The organism is Paenibacillus sp. FSL P4-0184, from assembly GCF_038004625.1.
Lineage (GTDB): Bacteria > Bacillota > Bacilli > Paenibacillales > Paenibacillaceae > Paenibacillus_AQ.
The window spans coordinates 2,386,135-2,411,950 of record NZ_JBBORN010000001.1 but is presented as its reverse complement, the minus strand read 5'-3'; the positions used below and the strand labels follow the sequence as shown (position 1 = coordinate 2,411,950).

22 protein-coding genes are annotated in these 25,816 nt (G+C 46.0%); 13 read left to right on the top strand and 9 right to left on the bottom strand.

Going from position 1 to position 25,816, the window contains the following annotated elements:
* Positions 1 to 128 precede the first annotated feature (128 nt).
* Complete coding sequence (locus MKY52_RS10445) at positions 129 to 1,226, top strand: FUSC family protein (RefSeq protein ID WP_341051251.1); 1,098 nt, start codon at positions 129 to 131, stop codon at positions 1,224 to 1,226.
* Between the two features lie 114 nt (positions 1,227 to 1,340).
* Here the strand turns inward: MKY52_RS10445 and MKY52_RS10440 are convergent, their stop codons facing one another.
* Positions 1,341 to 2,228, bottom strand: a complete 888-nt coding sequence (locus tag MKY52_RS10440; RefSeq protein ID WP_341051250.1) for a DMT family transporter — start codon at positions 2,226 to 2,228, stop codon at positions 1,341 to 1,343.
* Between the two features lie 96 nt (positions 2,229 to 2,324).
* On the opposite strand from MKY52_RS10440, the gene MKY52_RS10435 reads away from it, so the two are divergent.
* Genes MKY52_RS10435 through MKY52_RS10425 form a run of 3 tightly spaced genes read left to right on the top strand, consistent with a single transcriptional unit; the run spans position 2,325 to position 5,622 of the window.
* Complete coding sequence (locus MKY52_RS10435) at positions 2,325 to 3,221, top strand: LysR family transcriptional regulator (protein WP_341051248.1); 897 nt, start codon at positions 2,325 to 2,327, stop codon at positions 3,219 to 3,221.
* Positions 3,222 to 3,223: 2 nt separating this feature from the next.
* Positions 3,224 to 4,198, top strand: a complete 975-nt coding sequence (locus tag MKY52_RS10430) for an aldo/keto reductase (RefSeq protein WP_042192711.1) — start codon at positions 3,224 to 3,226, stop codon at positions 4,196 to 4,198.
* 32 nt (positions 4,199 to 4,230) lie between these two features.
* Positions 4,231 to 5,622: an aldehyde dehydrogenase gene (locus MKY52_RS10425; RefSeq protein ID WP_341051245.1), complete on the top strand. Its 1,392-nt coding sequence runs from the start codon at positions 4,231 to 4,233 to the stop codon at positions 5,620 to 5,622.
* Between the two features lie 61 nt (positions 5,623 to 5,683).
* Here MKY52_RS10425 and pgmB read toward each other — a convergent pair whose 3' ends face one another.
* The 5 genes from pgmB to MKY52_RS10400 form a co-directional block, all read right to left on the bottom strand.
* Positions 5,684 to 8,689: a beta-phosphoglucomutase gene (gene pgmB / locus MKY52_RS10420; RefSeq protein ID WP_341051244.1), complete on the bottom strand. Its 3,006-nt coding sequence runs from the start codon at positions 8,687 to 8,689 to the stop codon at positions 5,684 to 5,686.
* A 74-nt stretch (positions 8,690 to 8,763) separates the two neighbouring features.
* Positions 8,764 to 9,855 carry a carbohydrate ABC transporter permease gene (locus MKY52_RS10415; RefSeq protein WP_042131499.1) on the bottom strand — a complete coding sequence of 364 codons (1,092 nt, stop codon included), beginning with the start codon at positions 9,853 to 9,855 and terminating at the stop codon, positions 8,764 to 8,766.
* Positions 9,855 to 10,943 carry a carbohydrate ABC transporter permease gene (locus MKY52_RS10410; protein WP_042194677.1) on the bottom strand — a complete coding sequence of 363 codons (1,089 nt, stop codon included), beginning with the start codon at positions 10,941 to 10,943 and terminating at the stop codon, positions 9,855 to 9,857. The genes MKY52_RS10415 and MKY52_RS10410 overlap by 1 nt, the downstream gene beginning before the upstream one ends.
* Before the next feature lie 142 nt (positions 10,944 to 11,085).
* Positions 11,086 to 12,510 carry an ABC transporter substrate-binding protein gene (locus MKY52_RS10405; protein WP_076285069.1) on the bottom strand — a complete coding sequence of 475 codons (1,425 nt, stop codon included), beginning with the start codon at positions 12,508 to 12,510 and terminating at the stop codon, positions 11,086 to 11,088.
* A 332-nt stretch (positions 12,511 to 12,842) separates the two neighbouring features.
* Positions 12,843 to 13,847: a LacI family DNA-binding transcriptional regulator gene (locus MKY52_RS10400; protein WP_076297981.1), complete on the bottom strand. Its 1,005-nt coding sequence runs from the start codon at positions 13,845 to 13,847 to the stop codon at positions 12,843 to 12,845.
* A 254-nt stretch (positions 13,848 to 14,101) separates the two neighbouring features.
* On the opposite strand from MKY52_RS10400, the gene MKY52_RS10395 reads away from it, so the two are divergent.
* The 4 genes from MKY52_RS10395 to pepT all read left to right on the top strand — a co-directional run bounded on the left by MKY52_RS10395 (position 14,102) and on the right by pepT (position 18,660).
* Positions 14,102 to 15,115 carry an LLM class flavin-dependent oxidoreductase gene (locus MKY52_RS10395; protein WP_339267762.1) on the top strand — a complete coding sequence of 338 codons (1,014 nt, stop codon included), beginning with the start codon at positions 14,102 to 14,104 and terminating at the stop codon, positions 15,113 to 15,115.
* Between the two features lie 475 nt (positions 15,116 to 15,590).
* Complete coding sequence (locus MKY52_RS10390) at positions 15,591 to 16,646, top strand: hypothetical protein (protein WP_341051242.1); 1,056 nt, start codon at positions 15,591 to 15,593, stop codon at positions 16,644 to 16,646.
* Positions 16,647 to 16,677: 31 nt separating this feature from the next.
* The gene (locus MKY52_RS10385; RefSeq protein WP_341051240.1) at positions 16,678 to 17,331 is read left to right on the top strand and encodes a sortase; all 654 of its coding nucleotides are present in this window, start codon (positions 16,678 to 16,680) and stop codon (positions 17,329 to 17,331) included.
* 96 nt (positions 17,332 to 17,427) lie between these two features.
* Positions 17,428 to 18,660: a peptidase T gene (gene pepT, locus MKY52_RS10380; protein WP_341051239.1), complete on the top strand. Its 1,233-nt coding sequence runs from the start codon at positions 17,428 to 17,430 to the stop codon at positions 18,658 to 18,660.
* Between the two features lie 95 nt (positions 18,661 to 18,755).
* On the opposite strand, the gene MKY52_RS10375 is transcribed toward pepT, so the two are convergent.
* The 3 genes from MKY52_RS10375 to hxlA form a co-directional block, all read right to left on the bottom strand.
* The gene (locus MKY52_RS10375; protein WP_036682121.1) at positions 18,756 to 19,133 is read right to left on the bottom strand and encodes a winged helix-turn-helix transcriptional regulator; all 378 of its coding nucleotides are present in this window, start codon (positions 19,131 to 19,133) and stop codon (positions 18,756 to 18,758) included.
* A gap of 85 nt (positions 19,134 to 19,218) precedes the next feature.
* Positions 19,219 to 19,776 (bottom strand): 6-phospho-3-hexuloisomerase, encoded by a 558-nt coding sequence (gene hxlB / locus MKY52_RS10370; protein WP_341051237.1) that lies wholly within the window; start codon positions 19,774 to 19,776, stop codon positions 19,219 to 19,221.
* A 7-nt stretch (positions 19,777 to 19,783) separates the two neighbouring features.
* Positions 19,784 to 20,416 carry a 3-hexulose-6-phosphate synthase gene (gene hxlA / locus MKY52_RS10365; RefSeq protein WP_149645433.1) on the bottom strand — a complete coding sequence of 211 codons (633 nt, stop codon included), beginning with the start codon at positions 20,414 to 20,416 and terminating at the stop codon, positions 19,784 to 19,786.
* A 263-nt stretch (positions 20,417 to 20,679) separates the two neighbouring features.
* On the opposite strand from hxlA, the gene MKY52_RS10360 reads away from it, so the two are divergent.
* The 5 genes from MKY52_RS10360 (at position 20,680) to MKY52_RS10340 (ending at position 25,786) form a co-directional block, all read left to right on the top strand.
* Positions 20,680 to 22,071: an MATE family efflux transporter gene (locus tag MKY52_RS10360; protein ID WP_341051234.1), complete on the top strand. Its 1,392-nt coding sequence runs from the start codon at positions 20,680 to 20,682 to the stop codon at positions 22,069 to 22,071.
* 147 nt (positions 22,072 to 22,218) lie between these two features.
* On the top strand, positions 22,219 to 23,898 hold the full coding sequence (locus MKY52_RS10355; RefSeq protein ID WP_341051232.1) for a GAF domain-containing sensor histidine kinase: 1,680 nt from the start codon (positions 22,219 to 22,221) through the stop codon (positions 23,896 to 23,898).
* Positions 23,899 to 23,914: 16 nt separating this feature from the next.
* Complete coding sequence (locus MKY52_RS10350; RefSeq protein WP_341051230.1) at positions 23,915 to 24,607, top strand: response regulator transcription factor; 693 nt, start codon at positions 23,915 to 23,917, stop codon at positions 24,605 to 24,607.
* Positions 24,608 to 24,758: 151 nt separating this feature from the next.
* A complete protein-coding gene (locus MKY52_RS10345; RefSeq protein WP_341051228.1) occupies positions 24,759 to 25,322 on the top strand; it encodes an NADPH-dependent FMN reductase in 564 nt (187 codons plus the stop codon).
* Positions 25,319 to 25,786: a VOC family protein gene (locus tag MKY52_RS10340; protein WP_341051226.1), complete on the top strand. Its 468-nt coding sequence runs from the start codon at positions 25,319 to 25,321 to the stop codon at positions 25,784 to 25,786. Before MKY52_RS10345 ends, MKY52_RS10340 begins: the two co-directional genes overlap by 4 nt.
* Positions 25,787 to 25,816 lie beyond the last annotated feature (30 nt).

Genomic DNA, 25,816 nt, shown 5'->3' with positions numbered 1-25,816 from the left:
GGAATGCGTAAACTTAACAACTTTGTAAAATATCCAGTCCTCCAAGCCTTTTTTAAGGTGTTATAATGAAAACGAACTGAAAGACCAGACAGTTTTTTTCATTTTTTTCCGAAAGAAGATGAATGATAATGAACGAGGGGTTACAAGACCGCCTTGAAAAATATGGTTTCTCACTTTACATGATACGAATTACGCTGGCCGCTTCACTTTCATGGGTCGCCGTACACAGCATATATGGTAGCCAATATTTATACTTTGCACCCCTTGCGGCTATCCTCATCACCCAAGCCAGTGTTAAAGCATCGCTAGAAAAAGGAATCTACCGCCTGATCGGCATTATTCTTGGCGGGATCGTTAGCCTAATTGTTGGCCAGTTTTTTGATGTAGGTGGGCTTTCTATCCTGCTCATTCTACTCATCGGGATTGGCATCGCTACGGCCTGTAAGATGAACATTCAAGCTGTCTCACAGGTGGGTGTTACTTCCGTTCTAGCTCTTACTTTTTACCAGAATGACTACGTGCTTTGGAGAATAGGGGAAACATTTATAGGTGTGCTGATCGCCCTTGTCATCAATATGATTATCGTGCCGCCGAACAGGTTCGTCAAGGTAAAAGCATTGGCATTCGAAGGAAGTCTTCTACTTGCGGATGCATTAAAAGATCTCGTAGGCGTAAGACGTGATTCTCCGAAAGATAATTTGCTGGAGGAAGCAGGTAAACTCCTGTCGAATAGCAGCCGGGAACAGAAAGAAATGTTCTATACCCTCACACATTATCAGTGCCGGGGTGAACTGAAGGGACTCATACAGGCTACCTCACATCTAAAAAGCATTCATTCCTACGTCAAAGAAATCGCCGACGATATTCGTCTTCTGCCAGCGCATCACGCCTCTTCGGACTGGATGAAGGATGTGCTGGAATCAACCGCAGATTGCATTGCTCTTTATGGAACCAAAACCTTATCAGACGCCGAATGCCAACGTTCTCTTGCCGATTGTATAGAGCGTGCTCGTGACCTGCAATTGGCCAGTTTCTCTGAACTACAAGGGAATTGTTCGCTATCAAGCATTCGTGATCTTGGTGCGGTCTTCAGTCACTTAAACCGGGTGCTGGAGGAAGTAGAGCGTGCTAAATCTGCTACTTATGTTGTAGCCACTCGGCCCTCAACGGCTGAAGTCGCACGCGCTTTACGTTTTATTAAAAAGGGACTCTCCCAGAAGCTATAAGCTTCGGGAGTGTCCCTTTTGTTCAAATATAAGGATGCCGAAGGCGTTTATGCTTGCCTATTCATCAATATGCCCTCATACGCCCCTGATTACTACAATCACCACATAAATTAACTAAACCGACTGCTTCGCAGCACGTCCTATCCTCACATTCACCAGAACAATGCTGCTAACAATAAGCAGTAGACCAATCACAAGATTCAAAGTAATCTGCTCATTTAAAAAGACTACGCTAGTACCTATCGAGATTAGTGGAATCAAAAAAGTGAATGATCCTACCTTCCCTGCCTCTCCCTCGTTAATCAGCTTGAAATAGATCAGCCAGCCTAAAGCGATCACAAAGACTGCAATAAACAGCGTATCGGCTATAAACGTTCCACTCCAGGTGATATCCGACCACTTCTCTGTAGCAGACCCCGAAAGCAGCAAAATGATACCGCCGATCGAAATTTGCATAGCGGTCATCCATAGCATATCCACGCGCACAGCATTTCGTTTCATATATACCGTTCCTATTGCCCAGCTCAAGGCACTGGCTAAAGCAAGCACAATTCCCCATATAGAGATGCTTCCGTTAAGTCCTCCAATACTGAGGGAGCCTACTCCGATGAACCCTAGCAACAGGCCTGCCATTTTGAGCCCGTACATGCTCTCTCCTAACCACAGCCATGAAAAAATGCCCAGCAATACCGGCTGCAGAAATACAATGGACGAGAATAATCCTGCGGGTACATACTGCAAGCCAATCGTCTGAAATCCATAATAAAACACGATACTTAATATAGCCGAGGTCAGATAGATCGGCCATAGCTGCTTGAAGCGGAGCTCCTTCATCTTAGGAAGTGCAATTAGAATAAGAATGAATCCGCCGATGACGGTTCGGATACCTGCAAATAATAAGGGTGGAGCGTAGTCTAAGGCGATTTTAGATATAGGCCAATTAATGCCCCATACAATCACCAAAAATATAAGAAGGATGATGCTTTTCTTCTGCTGATTCATGTATTCACTCCTTGGTGTAGATTCATCACAAATGATACAATAATTAAGAATATAAATGAAATGAATAATACTCATAAGGGGCATATCATATTTGTTATGAACAATACTCAAATTCGCTTGTTCGTCAAAATCGCCGAGAGCGGTAGTTTTACCAAAGCTGGTGTAGAACTGAATATGACCCAGCCTGCTGTCAGTCGAGCGATCTCGTCTCTAGAAGCCGAACTGGATGTAAAGCTATTACTTCGAGATCGACGGAACGGTCTTATGCTTACTGACATCGGCAAGCGTATCCTTGTTATTTTTCGTGAAATTCTAATGGGCTTTGATAAGGTCAATCAGGAGATTTCCGCCGAGAGGGGGCTTGAGAAGGGAAGCATTCGAATTGGGGCTTTTCCAGTGGCTTCTGCCTATTTTTTACCGAAGATTATTAGCTCTATCACTGAAAGATATCCGAATATTACGATTAGCCTGCAGGAGGGCTCTATCGCCGAAGTCAGAGAATGGCTGGAATCCAAAGAAATTGATGTTGGCTTATTGCTCGCTCCTTGCGAGGCGTTCGAAACCATCCCACTATATAGAGAAAAGCTGTACGCTGTTATCAGAGATGACCATCCTTTGCACGAGCGTTCTGTCATAGGTGTGAGAGAATTAGCGGGAGAGCCCATGCTAATCTGCAAAGCAGGCTATGAACCGCCGGTGGTGGATTTATTCCGCAGAAGTAGCAGCCATTTGAATGTAAAATACGTGGTGAATAACTACGCAACAGCTCTTAATATGGTTCAAGAGGGGCTGGCTGTAGGTGTGATGTCTGAGCTATCTTTGTTATCTTTACCTCCAAATGTAGTAACCCGTGAACTGCAGCCCGACGCCTACAGAGATATACATATCGCAGTCAGCTCGCTTACCGATACTTCCATAGCTGTAAAGATGTTCATGGAGACAGCTCTGGATCTTTTTACTAAGCCTAAAAAAATGGATGATGAGGAGTGCTGAAGATGAACTTTAAAAGACTTGGAAATAGCGGACTACAAGTATCCGCATTGGGACTGGGGACAAACGCTTTTGGTAAAAGGGCGGATCAAGAGACCTCCATTCAGATCGTACATACTGCGCTGGATCATGGCATTAACTTTATCGATACCGCTAATATTTACGCCGGCTCCGAATCTGAGCGAATCATCGGTCTGGCCTTGGAAAGTAGAAGACATGAGGCTGTTCTCGCCACTAAAGCAGGCTTAGTTAAGCATGACGGACCTAACGGAAGCGGCTCCTCGAGGCGCCATTTGATGCAGGAATTAGAAGATAGTCTTCGCCGCCTAAAAACGGACTATGTCGATCTATACCAGATTCACACCTTCGATCCCAATACGCCACTCGAAGAGACGTTACGGACCTTGGACGATATGGTATCTTCGGGCAAAGTACGCTATATCGGGGCTTCCAACTATACAGCATGGCAATTAATGAAGGCGATTGGAATTAGTGAGGCACGGAGCTTCGCCAAATATATTTCAATTCAGTGTAGCTATTCCTTAGCGGATCGGACCCCGGAGAATGAGCTTCTCTCCCTTTGTCTTGATCAAGGTGTAGGGATTATTCCTTATTTTCCACTGGCGGGCGGAATTCTCACAGGTAAATATAACTCAAACGGTTCCGCACCTTCAGGATCCAGAGCAGATACCGATCCTAATTTCAAAAGATTCCTGAATCATGAACGGATCGAACTGGGGAACAAAGTGGGGCAGATAGCTGAAGAACTGGGAACCTCTTCTACAGCACTTTCCTTAGCTTGGCTCATGAATCGTCCTGCCGTCTCGACAGTTATTGTTGGGGCTACACGCGTGGAGCAGCTGGAACAGAATTTGCATAGTACCTCCATTCAGCTTAACGAAGAGACAGTGAGCAAGCTGGACGAGGCAAGTGATTCCTTCCGCTTTGGGGAGCCCTTCGCCTTTTATCGGCTCCCATAGTCTGAACTACTATAATGAAGGAGGGGAGTATTATGACAACACATACAACGGCTAGTATTCAAGTGATGCTTGAAGAACATAAGGACTTTTTTAATCGTGGCACAACTAAAGAGGTTGCCTTTCGGCTTAGTCAGCTGCAGAAACTTAAAGACAGTATTAAACGATACGAGGTTCGCATTATCACTGCCTTACAACAGGATTTAGGAAAAAGTGAGTTCGAGGCTTATGCCACAGAGATTGGCTTCACCTTGGACAGCCTAGGTTACATGATGAAGCATCTCAGACGTTGGGCGAAGCCCGTAAAGGTTAGATCACCACTGCATTTATTTCCTGCGAAGAGTTATATCTTAAGTGAACCTTACGGTACCGCGCTCATTATAGGTCCTTTTAATTATCCATTTCAGTTGCTGATCGAACCGCTTATAGGCGCCATTGCCGCTGGAAACTGCGCTGTCCTCAAGCCATCGGAGAGCACACCATCCATCACGGCTGTTATAGAGCAGCTCATTCAGGAGACCTTCGAACCCCAGTATATTCGCGTAGTTCAGGGGGAGAAAGAGACCACCAATCTGCTGATCCATGCCAAGTTTGATTATATTTTCTTCACGGGCAGTGTTCCGGTCGGCAAAATCGTGATGGAAGCCGCTGCGAAGAATCTAGTGCCTGTAACCTTGGAGCTTGGCGGGAAAAGTCCAGTCATTGTCGACGCATCAGCCAATCTTGATGTTGCAGCGAAGCGAATCGTATGGGGAAAATTATTAAATGCCGGTCAAACCTGTATCGCCCCCGATTATTTGTTCGTTCATAAGGACATTGCTAATGAATTGATCACCAAAATCAAACATCAGATTACTGAATTCTACGGTCGAAATGCGCAGCCGAATACAGATTATGGCCGGATCGTAAATGAGCGCCAGCTGCAAAGACTCGCCAGTCTCATTGAACGGGATCAGGAAAAGGTGGTTATGGGCGGAGCCGTCATTTCAGAAGAACGTTATATTGAACCTACACTAATCTATCCTGCGGCTTGGACTGACGCTTCTATGGAAGATGAGATCTTCGGTCCGATCCTACCCATATTGGAATATCATCAATTGGATGAAGCTATCCGGAGTATTAACGAGCATCCAAAACCACTTGCGCTTTACCTGTTCACAGAGGATAAAAATGTTGAACAAGAGGTGCTTTCCCGAGTCTCTTTCGGAGGAGGCTGCATCAATGATACGATCTCGCATGTGGCGAACGCTAGCTTGCCGTTTGGTGGGGTAGGCAACTCTGGAATCGGCGGTTATCACGGGAAGCACAGCTTTGAAGTCTTTTCCCACCGCAAAAGCATCGTTAAGAGAGGCACACGAATCGACCTTGGGATTGTGTACCCACCCTATGGGAATAAGATCAAGCTGGTACGAAAAGTATTAAAATAGACAAAGCAGCATGCCTCCCATGACTGGGAGGCTTGATACTTTTCAGAGCAACGACTTTTCATTATTTGAACAGCTGTACCAATTCCTCTACATGTAACTCCGCGGTAGAAGGAAACCAGAGCTCAGCACTCTCTTTCAAGGATGGACTTCCGGCTCCAACGGACCTCATACCAGCGGCTTTGATGGCAGCTATCCCCTCCGCTGTATCTTCGATAGCTACGCAGCAGTCAGGTGATATGCCCAGCATCTCGGTTACCTGTAAATAAATTTCCGGATCTGGCTTGCCCATACGGATGTTTTTAGGGTCACCAATCGCCTGAAACAAGCGCCCGATCTTCAATCGTTCAAGAATCAGCATTGCATTCTCATTAACGGAAGCCAGTCCGACAGGGATTCGCTTTTTCTTCAAATCGGTCAGAAGACTATGGATACCCGGGTGCAAATCATCCGGTGTCATTTGTTGAATCAGCTGTTTATACTTTTCGTTCTTTTTATTGCAGAGCATTCCTTTTACCGGTTGGGGTAAATTCAGACCGCTTCCTTCCAGTAGAATCTCTAAACATTCCATTCGACTATGGCCCTTCAGACGTACATGCTTCTCTCTATCAAAAGAAATCGCCAGCTCATCGGCTAAGGCCTTCCAGGCCAGATAATGATACTCACTAGAATCGGTAATAATCCCGTCCAACTCGAAAATAACAGCTTCAAGCTGCTTCACATTTGAAAGGGACACCGGCTTCTTTACAGTTAACTGCACAAGGCTCCCTTTATGTAGAATTTCAACCACTTCACCTGTCAGTAGTGTATAGATCACTACCTTACTATCAACATAAATATCCAATAAATGCCCACCGCTTGTTATTTTAAACCGATAGCTGTCCCATTGTGCTGGCAAGGCAGGATTAAAGGATAGCATACCGCCACATAAGCGCATCCCACCAAACCCATTCACAATCGACAGCCAAGATCCTGCCATAGCAGCAGTATGCAGCCCGTCCTTCACATTGCGGTTAATATCATCTAAATCCATCCGTACCGTGCGGTCAAAATAGGCGTACGCTCCCGTTAAATCACCAATCTCAGCAGAAATAATACTGTGAATGCACGGTGACAAAGAAGAATCATGTGTCGTTAGCGGCTCATAATAATTGTAATTGCGGATCTTGTCCGCCAAGCTGAACTGATCACCTAACAGAAACATGGCCATCACCAGATCTGCCTGTTTGAGCACCTGATGGCGGTAAATCACCAATGGATGGTAATGAAGCAGAAGTGGATATTTATCCGCTGGCGTATGTTCAAAGTCCCACTTCTTCTTAGTCAGAAACGTATCATCCTGAGCATAGATGCCAAGCTCCTCATCAAAAGGGACATACATTTTTTCTGCGGCGACCAGCCAATCATCAGGCTCTTCCTCAGTCAGACCAATCTTGCCCTTCAGACGTTCAAAATGCTCCGGATACTGCTTTCCTAACAGTCTGGCTATCTCATATGCATAATAGAGTTGATCCCGTACCATAAGATTAGTGTATGCATTATTGTTAACGATAGCTGTATACTCATCTGGACCCGTTACTGCGTCAATACAGAACGCACCCTCCCTGGCCGGATTAAAATGACCCAGATCCACCCAAAAGCGGGAGGTCTCGAAAATCATTTCCGCCCCCTCCAGGACCAGAAACTCATAATCGCCAGTTGCCCGCACATACTGTTTAATGGCATAGGCAATATCCGCGTTAATATGCATTTGTGCTGTTCCTGCCGGAAAATAGGAAGAGTTCTCAGCCCCGTCTATGGTGCGCCAAGGATACAGTGCTCCCTTCTGAGACATCACTGCTGCCCGTTCCCGTGCCTTATCTAACGTAGCATAACGAAACTCGAGTAGCTTCCGGCTAATCTCCGGCTGTGTAAATGTAAAGAAGGGTATCATATACATCTCAGTATCCCAGAAATAGTGACCTTCGTATCCTTCACCCGTCAGGCCCTTGGCCCCGATGTTCGTAAGCCCGTCACGTCCTACGGATTGCAGCAATTGAAAAGCATTAAAACGGATACCCTGTTGAAGCGCAAGATCGCCCTGAATCTCCACATCGGTATGTGCCCAGAAATGATCCAGAAAAGCCCGTTGTTCATGAACTAGCGCTTCAAACCCACAGTTCTCCGCTAAGTGTTGCACTTCTAAGCACCTGCCTAACAGCTCGTCTTCTGCATAATCCTTAGAAGTGTGATACGAAATGTACTTGGTCAGGGAGATCCTTTCCCCCATTATCACTGGAACAACCCATTGCATGGACAATCGCTGATCTTCTAGCTGCACGAGCCTTTCATATCCAGCGCTACATTTCAGACTGTGGCTTATCCCTGTTAAAACAGAAAACCCGGTATGCCGCGTCCTCTGCTTCATCCACAAAAAGGACTGCTCGAGCTCATGCCCGGTTTCGACTAGCAGCAAATTGGGTTCCTTACTCCCTGATCCCAACCGGGGGTCATCCGTGACCTCCGGCCTTTGGATCTCACCATCGATCGATGAAGTAAACGTTAGGGTTCCCTCAAAATTCAATGCCTTGACCTCGTAATCTATGGCCGCTAAATGTTTATGCTGCATGGCCACCATCCGACGAATGTTCAGCTGTACCCTGTGTCCGGCAGGAGATTCCCATTCTACCTGCCGATGCAAGATCCCATTTCGCATATCCAGCTTCCGTTCATAACGGTGCACTTGCCCACTGTTCAACTGAAAGGTATGACCCTCAATGCTGAGCTCAATAATCTTGGCGTCCGTCACGTTCAGCATAGCTTGGTTGCGGGAAGGATACCCATAAGCTCCCTCTGGATACACAATAGGCTCGGAATCAAAAAATCCATTCAAGTAGTTCCCTGTTACAGATGAGCCCGAGTGGCCATGGTAACCTTCCTCGAAATTACCGCGCATGCCAATGTATCCATTACCCAGAGCAAATACACTTTCGCTTCTTTGATTGTTCTCTTCATCATAAGTCTCCTCATCAAGACTCCACTCCCGGTAAGGATACACCGCAGCCGGATGTACGTATGGTTTCATCTTCATCTCTCTATGCTCCTCCTGACACAGTTTTGTTCAATTAGCTATACTTCATCCTTATAATTCCTGCAATGTTCAAATCAACCTTTTATTGATCCACCCATAAGCCCTCTGACGAAATACTTTTGCAGCAGGAAAAAAATCGCGAGCGGCATCAGCATGGAGATAAATGCAGCCGAGGTGAGTAAATGCCAGTCGTTGCCTCGTGAGCCTACTAAGTCGGCGATCTTCATCGACATGACCTGCACTGACGGTTGATTGCCGATAAAAATCAGCGAGACTAAATAGTCATTCCACACCCATAGGAATTGAAAGATTCCGATAGAAGCCAGTGCGGGCACAGATAACGGCAGAATCAGCCTACTGAAAATAGTGAAATGGCTCGCCCCATCCATAAAAGCTGACTCAAACAAATCCTTAGGAAGCTGACTGATAAAGTTATACATAAAGTAGGTAACCAGCGGTAATCCAAAGGCCGTATGCGCCAGCCAAATGCCCAAGTAACTTCCGTTCAGTCCAAGAGCTGTATAATCTTTGAGCACTGGAATAAGTGCCACTTGTATTGGAATAACGAGCATAGCGATAATGATGACAAAAAGTGTGCGGCGCCCAGGAAAACGTAGCCAAGCAAAAGCATAGGCGGCAAAAGAAGCAATTAACACCGGAATGACCGTCGCTGGAACAGCGATCGTCAGTGTATTCCAGAAGGCTTGCGACAATCCGGTACCCTTTTGCACCGTTTCACTGCCATCGGCTTGCTTGAGCTTGTATTCCTTGCCCGAGAGCACGTTATTGTAGTTATCCAATGTGAGATCCGGTGTCATTTTCCAGCCTTGTTCCTGTTGATTTATGGTACGCGCTCTGCGGTTCTCCCACATCAAACGACTGCCATCGGCCTTCACGCCTGCCTTCAGCTGATCATCTGTATAGGTTTTGCCATTCACCTCGATCGGCTCCCGCAGATCCACATCCTTCGATAGCTGAAGGGTCTCTCCAGCCTTCCACTCCTGATGGGGAAAAGCTTTCCACCATCCAGTCTGCAGAATATCGGCAGCCGGACGGAAGGAGGAAATGAACAGCCCAAGGGTCGGAAGCAACCAAATGAAACAAATCACACCCAGCACGATATTAACAATCGTCTTGCTGCCTTTTCTCTTCTTTTTCCCGGCCATTAGAATCCCCCTTGCTTACGGAACTGACGTAGATTGATTATGATCACAGGCAACACCGCGATCAGCAGAACAATAGCCAGCGTGGAGCCGTAACCGAAATTCCGGTACATAAAGAATTGGCGGTAAAACTGTGTAGCCACTACCTCTGTATCGTATTGACCTCCTGTCATCACCATGACGACGTCAAATATTTTCAATGTAAAGACGATAATGGTCGTTGTCACAGTCAGAATGGTTGCTGAAATGTATGGGATCATGATTCCAAAGAAGATCTTCACCTCATTAGCACCATCCACTCGTGCAGCTTCCAATATGTCGTCAGGAACTCCCTTAATAGCTGCTGAGAATATCACCATCGCAAATCCGGTCTGCATCCAGATCAGAATGATGATGAGGAAAAAGTTATTCCACGGCTGAAGCATACTCGTCCATGCCTGTGGTTCTCCCCCAAAATAAGTAACGATGGCGTTCAAAAGTCCAATTTGTTCATCGCCGGGTTGATAGTAATATACAAACTTCCAAATAACGCCTGCGGCTACAAAAGAAATAGCCATCGGCATAAAAATGATCGACTTGGCTAGCTTCTCATAGCTGCTTCTGTCGGCAAGAATTGCAATCAAGAGCCCAAAAGCTACACATGCCAGTGTACCAACGAATACCCAAAGCAAGTTGTTACGCAGTGCCGTCGCCATTAGATGGTCGCTAAAGATCGCTGCATAGTTGCTGAGACCCACAAATTTCTCTGAAGAAGCATTGAAAAAGCTTAAATACAGCGTCCGCAGCGCAGGCAGCACCAGTAGCCACCCCAATATAATCACTGCCGGACCAATAAAAATATAAGGCAATACCTTTCGGCGTACGTAATCAGGATATTGCTCGACTGCCCAGGTAAGTGTGTAATAGATCAGATAAACACCCAGAACCCCCCATAGAACAGCCAGAACCGCCGTTAGTAGCGGGTTTAGCGTCGAATCCCGAAAGAACAAAAAGATCGAGCCATTAACAACAACATTGGCTATTAATACTAAAAGAGACAGCAATACCGCCCTAAGGCTTACCGTCTGCTTGGCTTTTAATTGTGGCTTCATTTGTGGTTGTGGTTGTAGTTGTGATTGTCCACCCATATTAGCTCCAGCTCCTCCTATACTCGCGCTTTGGAAAACAAAAAGAGGGGCAGAGAACCTTCAAATCTCGCTGCCCCTCTTTTAACTGTGTGCTTTCAATATTAGGTTAGTTGTTCCAGCCAGACTGGATTTGTTCCAACGCCTGATCCAGCGTCGCAGTACCACTTACGTAGTCGGTCATGCCCTTCCAGAAGGTACCTGCGCCCACTTTGCCCGGCATCAGGTCAGAGCCATCAAAGCGCAGCGTGGAAGCATCCTGAACCAGCTTCGCCATCCGGCGATCGGATTCTGAGGTGTACCAATCCAGGGAAGCATCGTTCATTGGAGCAATTACACCGCCCGATTGTACCCAGCTCTTAATGGATTCTCCTGTAGTAAAGAATTCCATAACTGCACGAACTTCAGGACGATCGTTGAACATCGCGTAAATATCGCCAGCAACTAGTACTGGTTTACCATATTGAGGGTCAATAGGCGGCAGGTAGAACCAATCATAATCTACATCAACCTTTGCGGTTTCAGGGAAGAAGCTTGTAATAAAGTTGCCGAGCATATTAAACCATGCTTTAGGAGGATTATTGAACATTGGTGCTGGTGCATCCCCGAACGATGTCGTCACGATGGATTTTGCACCACCATAGACATAATCCTTGTTGAGCCAAATTTTGGACATGGTTTCAACTGCATTCTTCACTTCTGGAGAGGTAAATGGCAGCTCACCTTTTACCCATTTATCGTAGTTCTCAGGTGTAGTTGTGCGCAGCATTATATTTTCTACCCAGTCTGTTGCCGGCCAGCCTGTTGCAGCACCACTCTCGATTCCAATAGCCCAAGCAGGATCACCGTCTTTCGCAATTTGTTCTGTCAGAGCCATCATCTCATCCCATGTCTCAGGAACCTTGTAGCCTGCTTCATCAAATTGCTTTTTTGGATACCAGACCAAGCTCTTTACGTTACTGCGGTTCCAGATCCCCGCCATGATCTTGCCGTCTTTCCCGTCCATATTAGACATATCAAGCCAGCTCTTGTTGTAATTAGCCGTCAATTTGGCTTGATCCAGCACGTTAGTTAAATCGATAACCTTGCCAGTCTTAGCAATCGAGGCTAGCAGTCCCGGCTGCGGGAAATCAGCGATATCCGGAGCATTTCCACCGTCTACTCGAATGTTTATCGTAGCTTCGAACTCTTTTGAGCCCTCGTATTGAATATCAATTCCTGTCTTTTCTTCAAACTCTTTAATACTATTCTCAAATTTCACTTGGTCAGCATCTACGAAGGGGCCGAACATCGTTACTTTAGTTCCTTTATAGTCGCCCTTCATGGCTAGCTCTAGCGGAGATCCCGATGGCTCGGTGCTAGGAGCAGTTGTAGCTTTCTCAGTGTTATCTGCTGTTGGGCTGGTAGTCGCCGCAGGTGGATCTGTAGGCGCTGCATTGTTGTTATTGCCTCCGCCGCATGCGCTCAGCATCATAGTGAAGGATAAACACAGTACTAAAGCCAATGACTTTTTACGTCCTGAGGTTTTCTTCATCTTTTGTACATCCCCTTTAATGGTTTTAGAGATTGCTTCTGACTCAATCATCCGGTACCCTGGCATGTATAAGCAGCTTGTAGCAGATCACCTCCTTGCAAAGCTTTTCAGAATCTAAGGATCTATACTAAAAAAGAATCCAATCACAAATTCCAATTAATTGTAGCGCTTACATTTGTTATAGTATCACATAAAGTAAGCGTTTCCAATCTGTATTTGAAATGTTTTGGTAAAAATTATTTTTATTGTCTAAGCAAATATTCAAATGTTGCTTAAGACGAGCGCTGAATTCTGAAAAGCTTTTCAGAGGGTGGTACAGAAGTGAACTACCCCTATTTTTCTCGTGTGGATTCCCGCACAATCAGCTTATGCTCCATCTTCTCATTCAATACCTGCACTTCACCTGTTGTAAGCAATTCATGCAGCTTCTCGGCCGCACGATACCCTAACTCGTAAATTGGCTGTGCAATCGTAGTTAGCTTCGGGATGAACATACCCGACATCCTTAGATTATCAAACCCAATCACGGATACCTGACCCGGAACAAGAATATTACGATCCTTCAGATAAGAAATCGTCCCCATCGCGAATTCATCAGCAACACAGAAAACAGCAGTTAGCTCAGGGTAATCCGTAAATAGTTCGTGCGCAGCTTGATAAGCATGTTCAAACCGGTGACTGGCATATTTGCTCTTCACAATATTCTGCTGTAGCCCTGACTCTGTTAGTGCTCTTACAAATCCCTCATAGCGTGGTGGTCCTGATACGGAATTATCATGGTTAAAACCAATCATACCAATGTCTTTATGACCTAAATCAATCAGGAACTTTACCGCATCATAGGCAGCCGCTTCATCATCCACCTCCACACTTGGAATGTCGAACTCATCGGAATGCGAGGACACTAGCACAAATGGAATTCTACAACCGACCAATTTGTCATGATACTCAGGGTAAAGAAAATCACTGGCGAATACAATTCCATCCACCTGCTTCTCATGGAAGTTATCAATATAGGACAGTAGTCGTTCTTTGTCGCGGTCCGTATTGCAGATCATTAGACTATACCCAAGCTTGATACAAGCATCCTGCATCCCCCGAATCACCCCTGCGAAATACAGGTTCTCAATATCCGGAATAAGCAGGCCCAGTGTAAAGGACTTCTTGTAAATCAAACCACGTGCAAATGAATTAGGTTGATACCGCAATCGTTCTACAGCCTCCATCACTCGATTCCGTTTGCTCTCCACTACCGAATTCGGTGCATTCATAACACGTGACACTGTGCTAATCGACACCTCGGCCATTCTGGCAACATCTCTTATGGTTGGCTTCATAATGATAACTTCCTTTTTTAGGGAACTTTTCGATGTGATTATAGCAAGCCCGATTGGAAATAACAATAGAATTTTTGAAGCGCTTACATAATTTTAAAAATTCATCTTTCCTCCTCTTTCTTCACTCGGAAGATAAACAACTTACTTAAAGTGTGTATATAGTTTTATTACATGGTATACTATCCGAGTAGCGATATTCGTAGCTACAAATACTGCTCTATGAGCATAGAGCATTTATTATAGGAGGGATAACATTGAAACAACCTCGTGACATTCGATTCTCCGTACTGGACCTGGCTTCTATTGTGGAAGGAGGGACCGCGGCAGACTCTTTTCATAACTCTCTAGATTTAGCTCGGAACGCTGAGAAGTGGGGCTATCATCGGTATTGGTTCGCTGAACATCATAATATGATCGGAGTTGCCAGCTCTGCTACCTCACTCTTGATCGGACATATTGCTGGTGGCACCCAAAGCATACGTGTTGGCTCTGGTGGCATTATGCTATCCAACCACGCACCACTTGTTATTGCCGAACAGTTCGGGACTCTCGAATCTCTATATCCGGGACGGATCGATCTTGGACTGGGCAGAGCACCCGGATCTGATCAACCAGCTTCCCGTGCGCTGCGTCGCGGGCTCGGAAGCGATGGCAGTGAATTCCCTGAGCAGCTAAGTGAGCTAAGAGCTTACTTCGACCCTGCAGGAGCAGGATCGCGCCCAGCTGGAGTACGCGCGGTTCCTGGGGAAGGCTTAAATGTTCCCATCTGGCTCTTAGGCTCCAGCGGCTTTAGTGCTGAGCTAGCAGCCAAGCTAGGGTTGCCTTTTGCCTTTGCCAGCCATTTTGCACCTGAGTATTTACTTCAGGCGCTGCACATATACCACAGTAATTTCCGTCCATCAGAAGTACTAGACAAACCTTATGTTATGGTCGGACTAGGGGTTACAGCAGCCGATACCGTAGATGAGGCAAGAAAGCTAGCTACCTCGCAGCAGCAGCAGTTCCTCAATATCATCCGCGGGCGTACAGGCAAGTTACAACCACCCGTTGAGAGTATGGATGGGCTATGGACGGTACAAGAAAAAGCAATCATGCTCGATAAGCAGCGTTATTCTTTCTCTGGCGATAAAGCAGCGATTAAAGAACGACTTCAAGACATTCTGAAAGAGACACAAGCAGATGAATTGATTATCTCCGCAGGGATTTATGATCATGAAGCTCGTCTTCGTTCCTATGAAATTGTAGCTGAGGCTATGAAAGAACTGTAAGATTGCAGTCTTAACAAGGCAGGACGTTATCTGAGTATCGGGAATTCTCCCGTTTCAGATATGCGTCTTGCCTTTTTTGTTTTGTTTTCGAAACCGTTCTTAATAAAACACTACTAAGATATTAAAAAACATAAAAATAAAGAGATATAGAGAGAAATCAACAGATAAATAGACCATATACTTATTATTTAAGCAAATATGATCTAATTAGTTGTAATACATCATTTTTCTTTGGATATCATTTTGATTATACTTTATATATTCGCTATAACGAACGATTTGTATTTTGGCTATGCCCTCTTTCTCCGTTCATTCAGAAAGATTCCGCCCACAAATGAAAGAGTGGTACTTTACAATACCACTTATTTCGACAATGTAGAATGGAATAATCGTTTAAAACGGAGGATTTTGCCGGAAGCCCGCAGATTTTGTTTTTCAACAGCTACAATGGGCTCAGGAGAAAGGAGCAAAGAAAGTGAAGAAGAAATACCATTCGGTCTTCATAGCTGCTTACGTTCTGATTATTCTGGTAGGAGTAATATGGCACGCTGGAGGGGTAAGCGCTCAGGATACCATTAAGCTTACTGTGAATTCTCATACCACGAGCACAGCCACCATGAACAATATGAAGCCCGGTGACGAAATGAGCTCAGAGTACACGATTATTAATGATGGCACAGAAGGCTTTGATTACTTTGTGGACTTTAAATTCATCTCTGGAGACGTAGAGTTGTACAATATTCTCCAAATGACACTCGAAAAAGAGGGAGTAATCATCTATTCGGGAGTGATGAGTGAGGCTGCTGGCAGAGTAACCATCGGTTCACTTGCTGGAGGAGAGAAGAGTGTAATTCAAATGGATGTAACCTTCCCATGGGAAGCCGGCAACGAATATCAAGGGAAGGCCACGACCGTAGCTTTTGAATTCTCCGCTTCCGGAGAACCAGGTCCAACCACCGAGCCTACTTCAACGCCTACGCCAACAGCGACGGTTGCACCTACACCTGATCCATCACCTACAGCAACGGCAACAGCAACAGCAACAGCAACAGCAACAGCAACAGCAACAGCAACAGCAACAGCAACAGCAACAGCAACAACTGAACCTACTACAACACCTACTGAAACACCTACGGATTCACCAACGACTACTGCTTCACCTACAGCTGTCGTAACACCAGGTCAGTCAGTGCCACCAATTGCAACAGCAACACCATCGCTTTCACCTACGGCTTCACCGCCTGCAGTCGATGAAATAAGCGTTACTGAAGAACCGATTCCAATGGGCGGAAGCAGTAATGAGCCTACACCTGCAGCGTCACCAGGTGCTGGTAGTCAAACCACCAGTGCAACACCTCAGCCAAGCGATGAGGTAGCCTTACCTGACGGCGACATTCCTTTGGGAGCACCAGAGACAGGCAACGAGCTTCCAAATACCGCCGAGCCTTGGTATAACTTAATTCTGGCCAGCTTAGCTATTGCGGTACTCAGCGTGATCATCATGCGCAGATTGAAATCGAAGAAAGAATAACATTTAGTAATATAAGTCTGGAGGAGAGAGTATGAAGAAGCGTAATGGTGTTTTATTAACCGTGAAGCTAATCTTCATACTCTCTTTAGTTGTGCTGATTTATTCGATCGTCCAAGTCGTCAAAGCACCCATCGAGGCCAAGCAGGCCCTAAATGATTGGGCAAAAAAGAGGGAGGAAGCTATCGCCCGCCCCCTTTCAAATGAAGAGAACCCTCTCCCCAAGGGAATGGTCAGTTCTCCAAAAGAACAACCATCTTCTTCCCCCTCCTATAAAGAGGGTGAAGTGATTGGAGAAATCCGCTTCCCCACCTTAAATAAGAAGGTGGCTATTCTGGAGGGTACGGAAAGCCCTGAATTAAAAAAAGGAGCAGGACACTATATAGGTAGCGCAGCCATCGGCGCCATCGGTAATAGCGTGCTTGCTGGACACCGTGATACCGTATTCCGAAATCTAGGAGAACTTGTCGCAGGAGATCTGATCGAACTGGAAAGCATGGACGGTACGTTCACCTATGAAGTGACAGGCAGCACGATTGTAGACGGGAATGAACGCGGCGCAATAAAACTAAGCGATAAGGCTATTCTTACCTTGATCACCTGTTATCCTTTTTCATACGTGGGATCAGCACCGGACCGGTATTTACTTTCAGCGAAGCTAGTGAAGCAAGAAATATCGCCTCATTAAAGCTAATCTTAACTCTTAATCTTCCTCCTCAGGGATGAGACCGGATATGGAAAGTGATACTATATAGATACAACAGTAATGAGGAGATGACCCACAGTGAAAAAAGAGGTTATAGAACGGTTTATTTCGTATGCTCAAATGGATACCCAATCGAACGAGGTTAATGAAACTTGTCCGTCCACTCCGGGGCAGATGGTGCTGGCCCACAAGCTGGTCGAAGAGCTCAAGGAGATCGGCATGGATGAAGTGCAGGTGGACGAGCATGGGTATGTCATGGCTACACTCCCAGCCAATACGGAGAAGGATGTTCCGACCATTGGTTTTTTGGCGCATCTCGATACAGCAACTGATTTCACAGGAACAAATGTAAAGCCACAGATCGTGGAGAACTACGATGGCAAAGATATTCTTTTGAACAAAGAATTAAATGTTGTATTGTCTAAAGCGAGCTTCCCAGAGCTGGCAGAATATAAAGGCCATACATTAATTACAACCGATGGTACCACCCTGCTTGGCGCAGACAATAAAGCCGGTATTGCCGAGATTATGACAGCTATGAATTACCTTCTTCAGCATCCTGAAATCAAGCATGGCAAGATTAGAGTCGCCTTCACACCGGATGAAGAAATTGGCCGCGGACCTCATAAATTTGACGTAGCTGCTTTTAATGCTTCCTATGCTTACACTGTGGACGGAGGCCCACTCGGTGAACTAGAGTATGAAAGCTTTAATGCTGCATCAGCCAAAATCTCGGTTTACGGCGTCAATGTACATCCTGGTACTGCCAAAGGAAAAATGATTCATTCCGCAAAAATCGCTATGGCGCTCCACCTTAGACTCCCTGCTGAGGAAGCTCCAGAATTCACAGACGGTTATGATGGCTTCTACCACCTTAGCTCCATAGAAGGCACACCGGAATTCAGCAAGCTTCAATATATCATTCGTGACTTCGACCGCGAGAAATTCGAGGCACGTAAAGCCTTTCTTTCTGCCATCGTAGATGAATTCAAGAGCATCCATGGTGAAGAGAACATCGTGCTTGAAATGAAAGACCAATATTACAACATGCGCGAAAAAATCGAACCGGTGCGTCATATTGTCGATATTGCCCATGAGGCGATGGAGAATCTGAACATCACGCCGATCATCCGTCCGATTCGCGGGGGAACAGATGGCTCACAGCTTTCCTACATGGGGTTACCTACACCTAATATTTTCACGGGGGGCGAAAATTTCCACGGCAAATTCGAATACGCCTCTGCTGACAACATGGAAAAAGCGGTAAACGTAATCGTCGAGATCGCCAAGCTGTTCGAACAAAAAGCCTAAATCGTAATTCACGTCACTCCATATTGAATACAAAAAATCCCTGAAAAGGTCGATTCAGACCTCTCAGGGATTATTAATGTTCAAAATCTATTCGATCAGCATCTTTCTTCCGGCGGTGTGTCTTTCCAGATCACGTTTTCCCCGTAATTCTTACCCCAATCATACATCAATCGAAGGACGGGAAGCAGACTCTGTCCATATGAAGTCAGAGAATACTCTACTTTCGGAGGAACCTCGGCATACACTTTCCGAAGAACCAACTGATCTTCTTCAAGCTCTCGAAGCTGATTGGTCAACATTTTTTGCGTGATATGAGGAATTAGCTTCTTCAGCTCACTGAACCGCTTTGTCCCTTCAAGCCCAAGATGCCACAGGATTATCAGCTTCCATTTGCCTCCAATCACCGCAAGCGTCAGTTCCTTCTCGCAGTTAATTTCCTTCAAGTTGATGCGATCTTTAATCTCGGTTGCCATAACTAAAGCGCCTCCTCTCTCCTGTTGTCATACTAACACAAAAACGAATAACCTCCTTACTAGGAAGGCATTCGTTTCTGTACTCTCACTCTAAATTAGCATGCTTGCCGAACATCTGCTTAGTCGTCTGCCCCGTCTTCTCCATCATCCGCAGAATCACTGCATCGTAAAAGACTAACATCGTCTGTTCGAATAAAGAAGCCATTGGCTGAATCGTGCTGTAGCCTCCGCTGGTCTGATCTTTTGTAGATCCCGGCAGCTTCACTACATAGCTCGCTAAACGTCCGACGGTCGAGTCCGGCGCAATCGTAACGGCAATAACCTCTGCACCTACTCCTTTGGCCTTCTCTGCCATAGAGATCAGCCCCTTCGTCTCTCCTGAACCCGAACCGAGCACAAGCACATCACCAGGCTCAATACCCGGGGTTACCGTTTCTCCCACGACGTACGCTTCTTTACCGACATGCATGAGTCGCATTGCAAAAGCTCGTCCCATCAATCCTGATCTACCAGCCCCGGCCACAAATACCTTATTCGACTGAAGAAGCAGTTCAGCCATTCGTTCAGCCTCTTGATGATCAAGCTGAGAAATGGAGCACTGAAGCTCCTCTATAATTTGCTGCGCATATTTCAATATGTCCATTGTAATCTTAAGCCTGGTTAACTAGACGTTTCATCTCAGCCGCTGCGGCCTTTTGATCAGCCTCACCCGTAATGCCTCCGCCAACGATAACAAGATCAGGATTCGCTGCGATAACTTCCGGAAGCGTACTTAGCTTGATTCCCCCAGCGATAGCGGTTTTAGCCTGTTTAACCACACTTTTAATTGCATTCAAATCTGCAAAAGAATTTTTCCCTTCCGCCTGATGGTCATATCCAGAATGTACGCAGATATAGTCTACACCAAGTGCGTCCACTTCAGCCGCTCTTGCTTTGATATCCTTCACATTGATCAGGTCAACCAGAACCTCTTTATTCGTCTTCTTAGCTTCCTCCACCGCACCTCGAATGGTAGCATCATCAGATACACCAAGCACAGTAACGATATCAGCACCCGCCTCTACCGCCTTCATCACTTCATATCCGCCAGCATCCATGATTTTCAAATCAGCCAATACTGTCAAAGCAGGAAAAGCTTCCTTTATTGCTTTCACCGCATGCAAGCCTTCATTAATAACGATAGGCGTTCCAATTTCAACGATATCTATATATTCAGCAACCTCTGAGACAATCGCTTTCGCTCCCGCAATGTCCACTAGATCCAATGCTAATTGCAATTTCATATTTATTTGCACTCCTTGTTAATATATTTTAGTAAGTCATGTACAAATTGTAGATCCTTACATCCTTTAAGGGAAGTAGGCACTTTATTGTAATGTAGTTACCTGGAGGATACTAATGTGCTGCTGCCAGCTTTATCTTTGCAAACATTAATAACCTATTGTCATATTTTTGTAAAAGTACTGCATTTTCATGAAAGCTGTGCTAACATTACAGTTTGTTTATGGAATAACAGGAATTTAATCATGATGTAAGAAGGTGTACAATGAAGCACAATAATCACCAAGAATTTAACCTTGTAAAACTAACTTGGCCGATATTCCTGGAACTGTTCCTATTTATGCTCATGGGCAGTGTGGATACTTTTATGATCAGCTCTGTATCGGACGATGCCGTATCGGGTGTTGGCGCAGCGAATCAGATTATCGCGATGGCTATTTTAGTTCTCAGTGTAATTGGTAACGGCGCAGCGATTGTGATCTCCCAATACCTCGGTTCGAAAAAACCTCTGGAAGCCGCTCAAGTGACCGGCAATGCCATTACTCTAAACCTGTTAGTAGGAATTCTCCTAAGTACGTTTTTGCTGATATTCGGAGGGACTCTACTAACTGCCCTGAATGTAAAAGGGGATATTCTCGTTTACGCTAAATCTTATATACATATTGTCGGGGGCGGTATTTTTCTCCAAGCATTAATCAATGCTATGGCGACCACAATCCGTACACACGGTTTCACTAAACAGACGATGGTCGTATCCTTGCTAATGAACATCATTCACGTGGTGGGTAACTACTTACTCATCTATGGTCATTTTGGACTTCCGGCGTTAGGTGTCGAAGGTGCAGCTATCTCAACGGTTGTCAGTCGGTTTATCTGTCTTATTATTTTCTTCTTACTGCTCTACAGAGTGATGGAGGTAAGGGTGAAGTTAACCTACTACATTCATCTTTCCAAAAAATATGTGCAGCAAATTCTCAAAATCGGCATCCCGTCCGCGTTTGAATCGATTATTTATCAATCTTGTCAGCTCGTATTCACGCTGTATATTACCTATCTGGGCGCCGAGGCTATGGCCACTCGTCAATATGCGCTCAACATTTCCAATTATATTTATTTATTCAGTGTAGCCGTCTCCATGGGAACCTCCATTATCGTAGGACATCTGGTGGGAGCTAGACGCCCCAAGGAGGCCTATAAGCGTGTATTCACCAGTGTGAAGTGGGCACTTCTGGTCACAGTAGTAATAGATGTTCTTGTGATCGTCTTCCGGGTACCGCTATTCGGCCTCTTCACAGACAACGAGAACATTATTCTGATGGGGGCTCAGGTTATACTGCTTAGTTTCTTCCTAGAGACCGGGCGTACAACTAATTTGGTCATCATTAACTCACTACGCGCCTCGGGCGATGCGAAGTTTCCAGTATATATGGGACTGATCTCCATGGTCTGCATGAGCTTACCCCTTGGCTATTTTCTGGTATTCCAGCTTAACCTAGGATTAGCCGGTGTGTGGATTGCCACTGCGGCTGATGAGTGGACAAGAGCTGTCATTATGTATTTCCGCTGGAAGAGTCGAGCTTGGGAGAAACATGGACTGATTCAGCACGATGATGTAGAACACAGCACGCCTTCCACTACCCCTGCAGCTGTAAATTAACCAATTTATTTAGGTGGTTCTCTAAGGTCATACCAGATCTTAAGGGTCCACCTTTTTTAGCGCTTCATGATTACATAAATATTAGAATGAATGAAGCATTCTACGTTACAATAGATAGAACCTAATTAATCTAAAGGGGAGAACCTCATGCCGGAAGAAACCGGAATCCACGAGTTATTGACGCTCAAGACGATTGCGGAGACCTTAAACAGTTCCAATGAGCTCAAACCGATGCTCGATACAGTTATGGGCAAGCTGTTAGATCTAACAGGAAATACGGCAGGCTGGATCTTCCTGAGCGAAGAGAATATGGAGTATGAATTCGCCGCAGATCGGGGTTTACCGCCAGCGCTGCAACGGGACAATAAACAGCCGATGCAGTGTGGAAGCTGCTGGTGCTTAGAACGCCTATGGGATGGACGGCTAGAGCATGCTGTTAACATTCTAAACTGCAAGCGGCTGAGTAATGCCAGGCAATATAACTGGGGCGATACGTTGGGGATCACCCACCACGCCACTATCCCACTGCATTCAGGCGATCGCTACCTAGGAATTATGAATGTAGCTGCACCAGGCAAAGCACATTACCCCGACAGTGAGCTGGCTCTGCTACAATCCGTGGCCCTGCAAATTGGCAGTGCCATTGAACGCATGCAGTTATATAGCACCGAACAGCGCCGTGCCAATCTGTACGCCAAATTAGGGGAGTTCAGCGCTGCTTTGAATATAACGGCTAGTGAATGCATCTCCCCAAGCATTCTGGTGGAGAAAACCACCGCCCTGATTGGCCAATATTTCGATTGGCCTTTTGCAGCGATTATTGGACAACACGCGGGCAAATTCGAAGTACATGCAGCCGCTCATGCAGCTAATATAACACCTGAATTAGCTCCTTTTGAGCTCTCGGATTCCTTTAAGAATCGTCTAAGGGATATTGCAAAAGGACAGCGCTTCGCAACATTAACCTCTGACGAAGAACAGGAAATTACGAACTCATGCTGTTCCGAACAGCCCGTTACAGAGCGAGTTGTAATGCTTGCCGTTCCCTTTCGGCAGATTACTGCACATGGTTCAGCCATTCTACTCATCACCTCGCCTAAAGCACTCGCCTCCGCAACCGCAGATGGAGAAGTACTCGAAGCGATTGCCGAGCACATTTCAGCTACACTGGAAAGTGTACAGCTCGGAGAGAAGCGCCGCGAAATCGCGCGTATGGACGAGCGGAATCGACTGGCCCGTGACCTCCACGACTCGGTGAACCAGATTCTGTTCTCCCTCTCGATGACGGCCAAAGGTGTAGAAAGCATGCTGCAGCAAGAGCACACCTCCTCCCATCCGGCTGCTGAGGCTGTCCGCGATATTCAAGAGCTCTCTCAATCTGCACTCAAAGAAATGCGTGCTTTAATCATGCAGCTTCGTCCTGCAGGACTGGAAGCCGGGTTATTGACCGCGCTGCAGGCTCATGGTCAGCAACTAGGGCTGTTGATACAGACAGAGCGCAGCGGTGTACTCGAACTTTCCCGCAATGTGGAAGAAGGACTGCTGCGCATTGGTCAAGAAGCACTTAATAATGTACTTAAGCACTCCGGAGCTTCTAAAGCTAAAGTATCTCTACTTTTGAACGCTACCGAGGTGATACTGAGCATTGCCGATCAGGGCAAGGGCGGTGCCAAACGGCGCTGTAACACAGACACCAATGAATCTCTCGGCCTGCATATTATGAAGGAAAGAGCCGAGGCGCTCTACGGCCATATTCATATCCACAGTGAGGAGCACCAAGGCACAACGGTTGAGGTAACCATCCCTTTGCCCCTCCAATCCACATGAAGTCGGGTGATCACAAATGACAATAGGTTTATTACTGGTCGACGACCATGCAATGGTTCGACGAGGGCTACAAGTGTTTCTCTCGACACAACCGGACATCAAGGTTATCGGAGAAGCATCGAACGGCCGCGAGGCACTAGAGAGAACGGCTGAGCTCCAGCCGGATATCATATTAATGGATTTGCACATGCCCGTTATGGATGGCATCGAGACGGCTAAACAGCTACGAATCTCCCATCCACAGGTCAAAATCATTGTGTTGACCTCCTTTTCAGATCAGGATCATGTACTCCCTGCTATCCGCGTAGGGATCAAAGGATATTTGCTAAAAGACATAGAACCAGAAGCGCTGGTAGTCGCCATCCGCAAGGTACACAGTGGTCAAGTTGAGCTGCATTCCGCAGCTGCCAGTCAACTGATGAATCTAATGGCAGCTTCTACACCAGAACAACTGGATGTTAGCAACTCAGATCTGAATGGATCCAGTACTACATCGGTTACAATCACCGGATCTGAGCTTCTTACTCCGCGAGAGCAGGAAGTGTTAGACCTCATTGCACTAGGTATGAGCAACAAAGAGATTGCCAGTAAGCTGGTCATCACCGAGAAGACTGTTAAGACACATGTCAGTCATGTACTGGGAAAGCTGAACTTATCGGATCGGACTCAAGCTGCCATTTTTGCATTGAAAAACGGCTACAACTCATAGCGCCACAGCTCATCTACAACTATAGTCTTAGACGCTCAGCACAATTGCTGAGCGTTTTTATTATGCAGGTTCATTCCATGTGCTGACGTCAACAAATGTCGATTCAGCTATCATTGGTTTATAGCAATCGACCTTATAGGAGTGGATACAGATGAAAGTCATGATCCTGACAGGCAGCAATCGAAAAGAAGCGACCAGCACAAAGTTGGCAGAGCATGCCGCACATTTTATTAATCAGCAAGGCGAACAAGTCACCCTGTTTAATCTCCATAAACGCCCGTTGCCCTTTTATTCACCAGATGAGTCTTACGCGGAGCATGAGCATCTAAGCGCCCTCCATCAAGAGATGCTAACTGCGAACGCAATCATCCTGATTACCCCGGAATACCACGGTTCCATGAGCGGCGTGATGAAAAATGCTCTCGACCATCTAGGCCAGACGCACTTCAACGGCAAAGTGGTATTGTCTGCTAGCTCTGCAGGTGGAGCTGTAGGTGTAAGCTCATTGCTTCAATTGCAGGCGGTTGTACGCAATCTACATGGGATTAATACGCCAGACTGGATCTCCATCGGCGGGATACAGCGCAAGCGGTTCGAGGTTGAATACGACGGGTACGAGGGCGGTCAAGAAATTGAAGATCGCATTCGCCTAGTCTTAGAATCATTCCTAAATTTAGCCCGCAAAATCAATAGCCCGGCAGGTGCCGCCCTATGATCAAAGGACTGTTTGAAACCCATCTGAACGTGACTAACCTTGAACAATCTGCTCATTTCTATGAACATGTTCTGGGACTCCCCTTAGCACATTCGGAGAATACTGAAGGCCGCAAGCGGCGATTTTACTGGATTGGAGAAGATCGTAATCAGGCCATGCTGGGGATTTGGGAGAAGGCACCTTCCGAGGTTGTGCGTCAGCACTTTGCTTTTCAAGTAACGCTTGAGGATTTGAAGCAGTCAGTATCCTACCTGAAGGCCAAGGGGATTGAAGCCTCCAACTTCCTCGATGATGATAAGGGACAATTGTATGTATTTGGCTGGATGCCAGCCGTATCCGTGTATTTCAGTGATCCAGATGGTCATTCCTTAGAGTTCCTAGCTGTACTGCCTGATTCACCCAGACCTGAGCTAGGAATGGTACCCTGGAAAGAATGGGAACTAATACATGGAAGAACCTGGTAGTTATTGATAAAATTCAGGATAAGCCTGCAC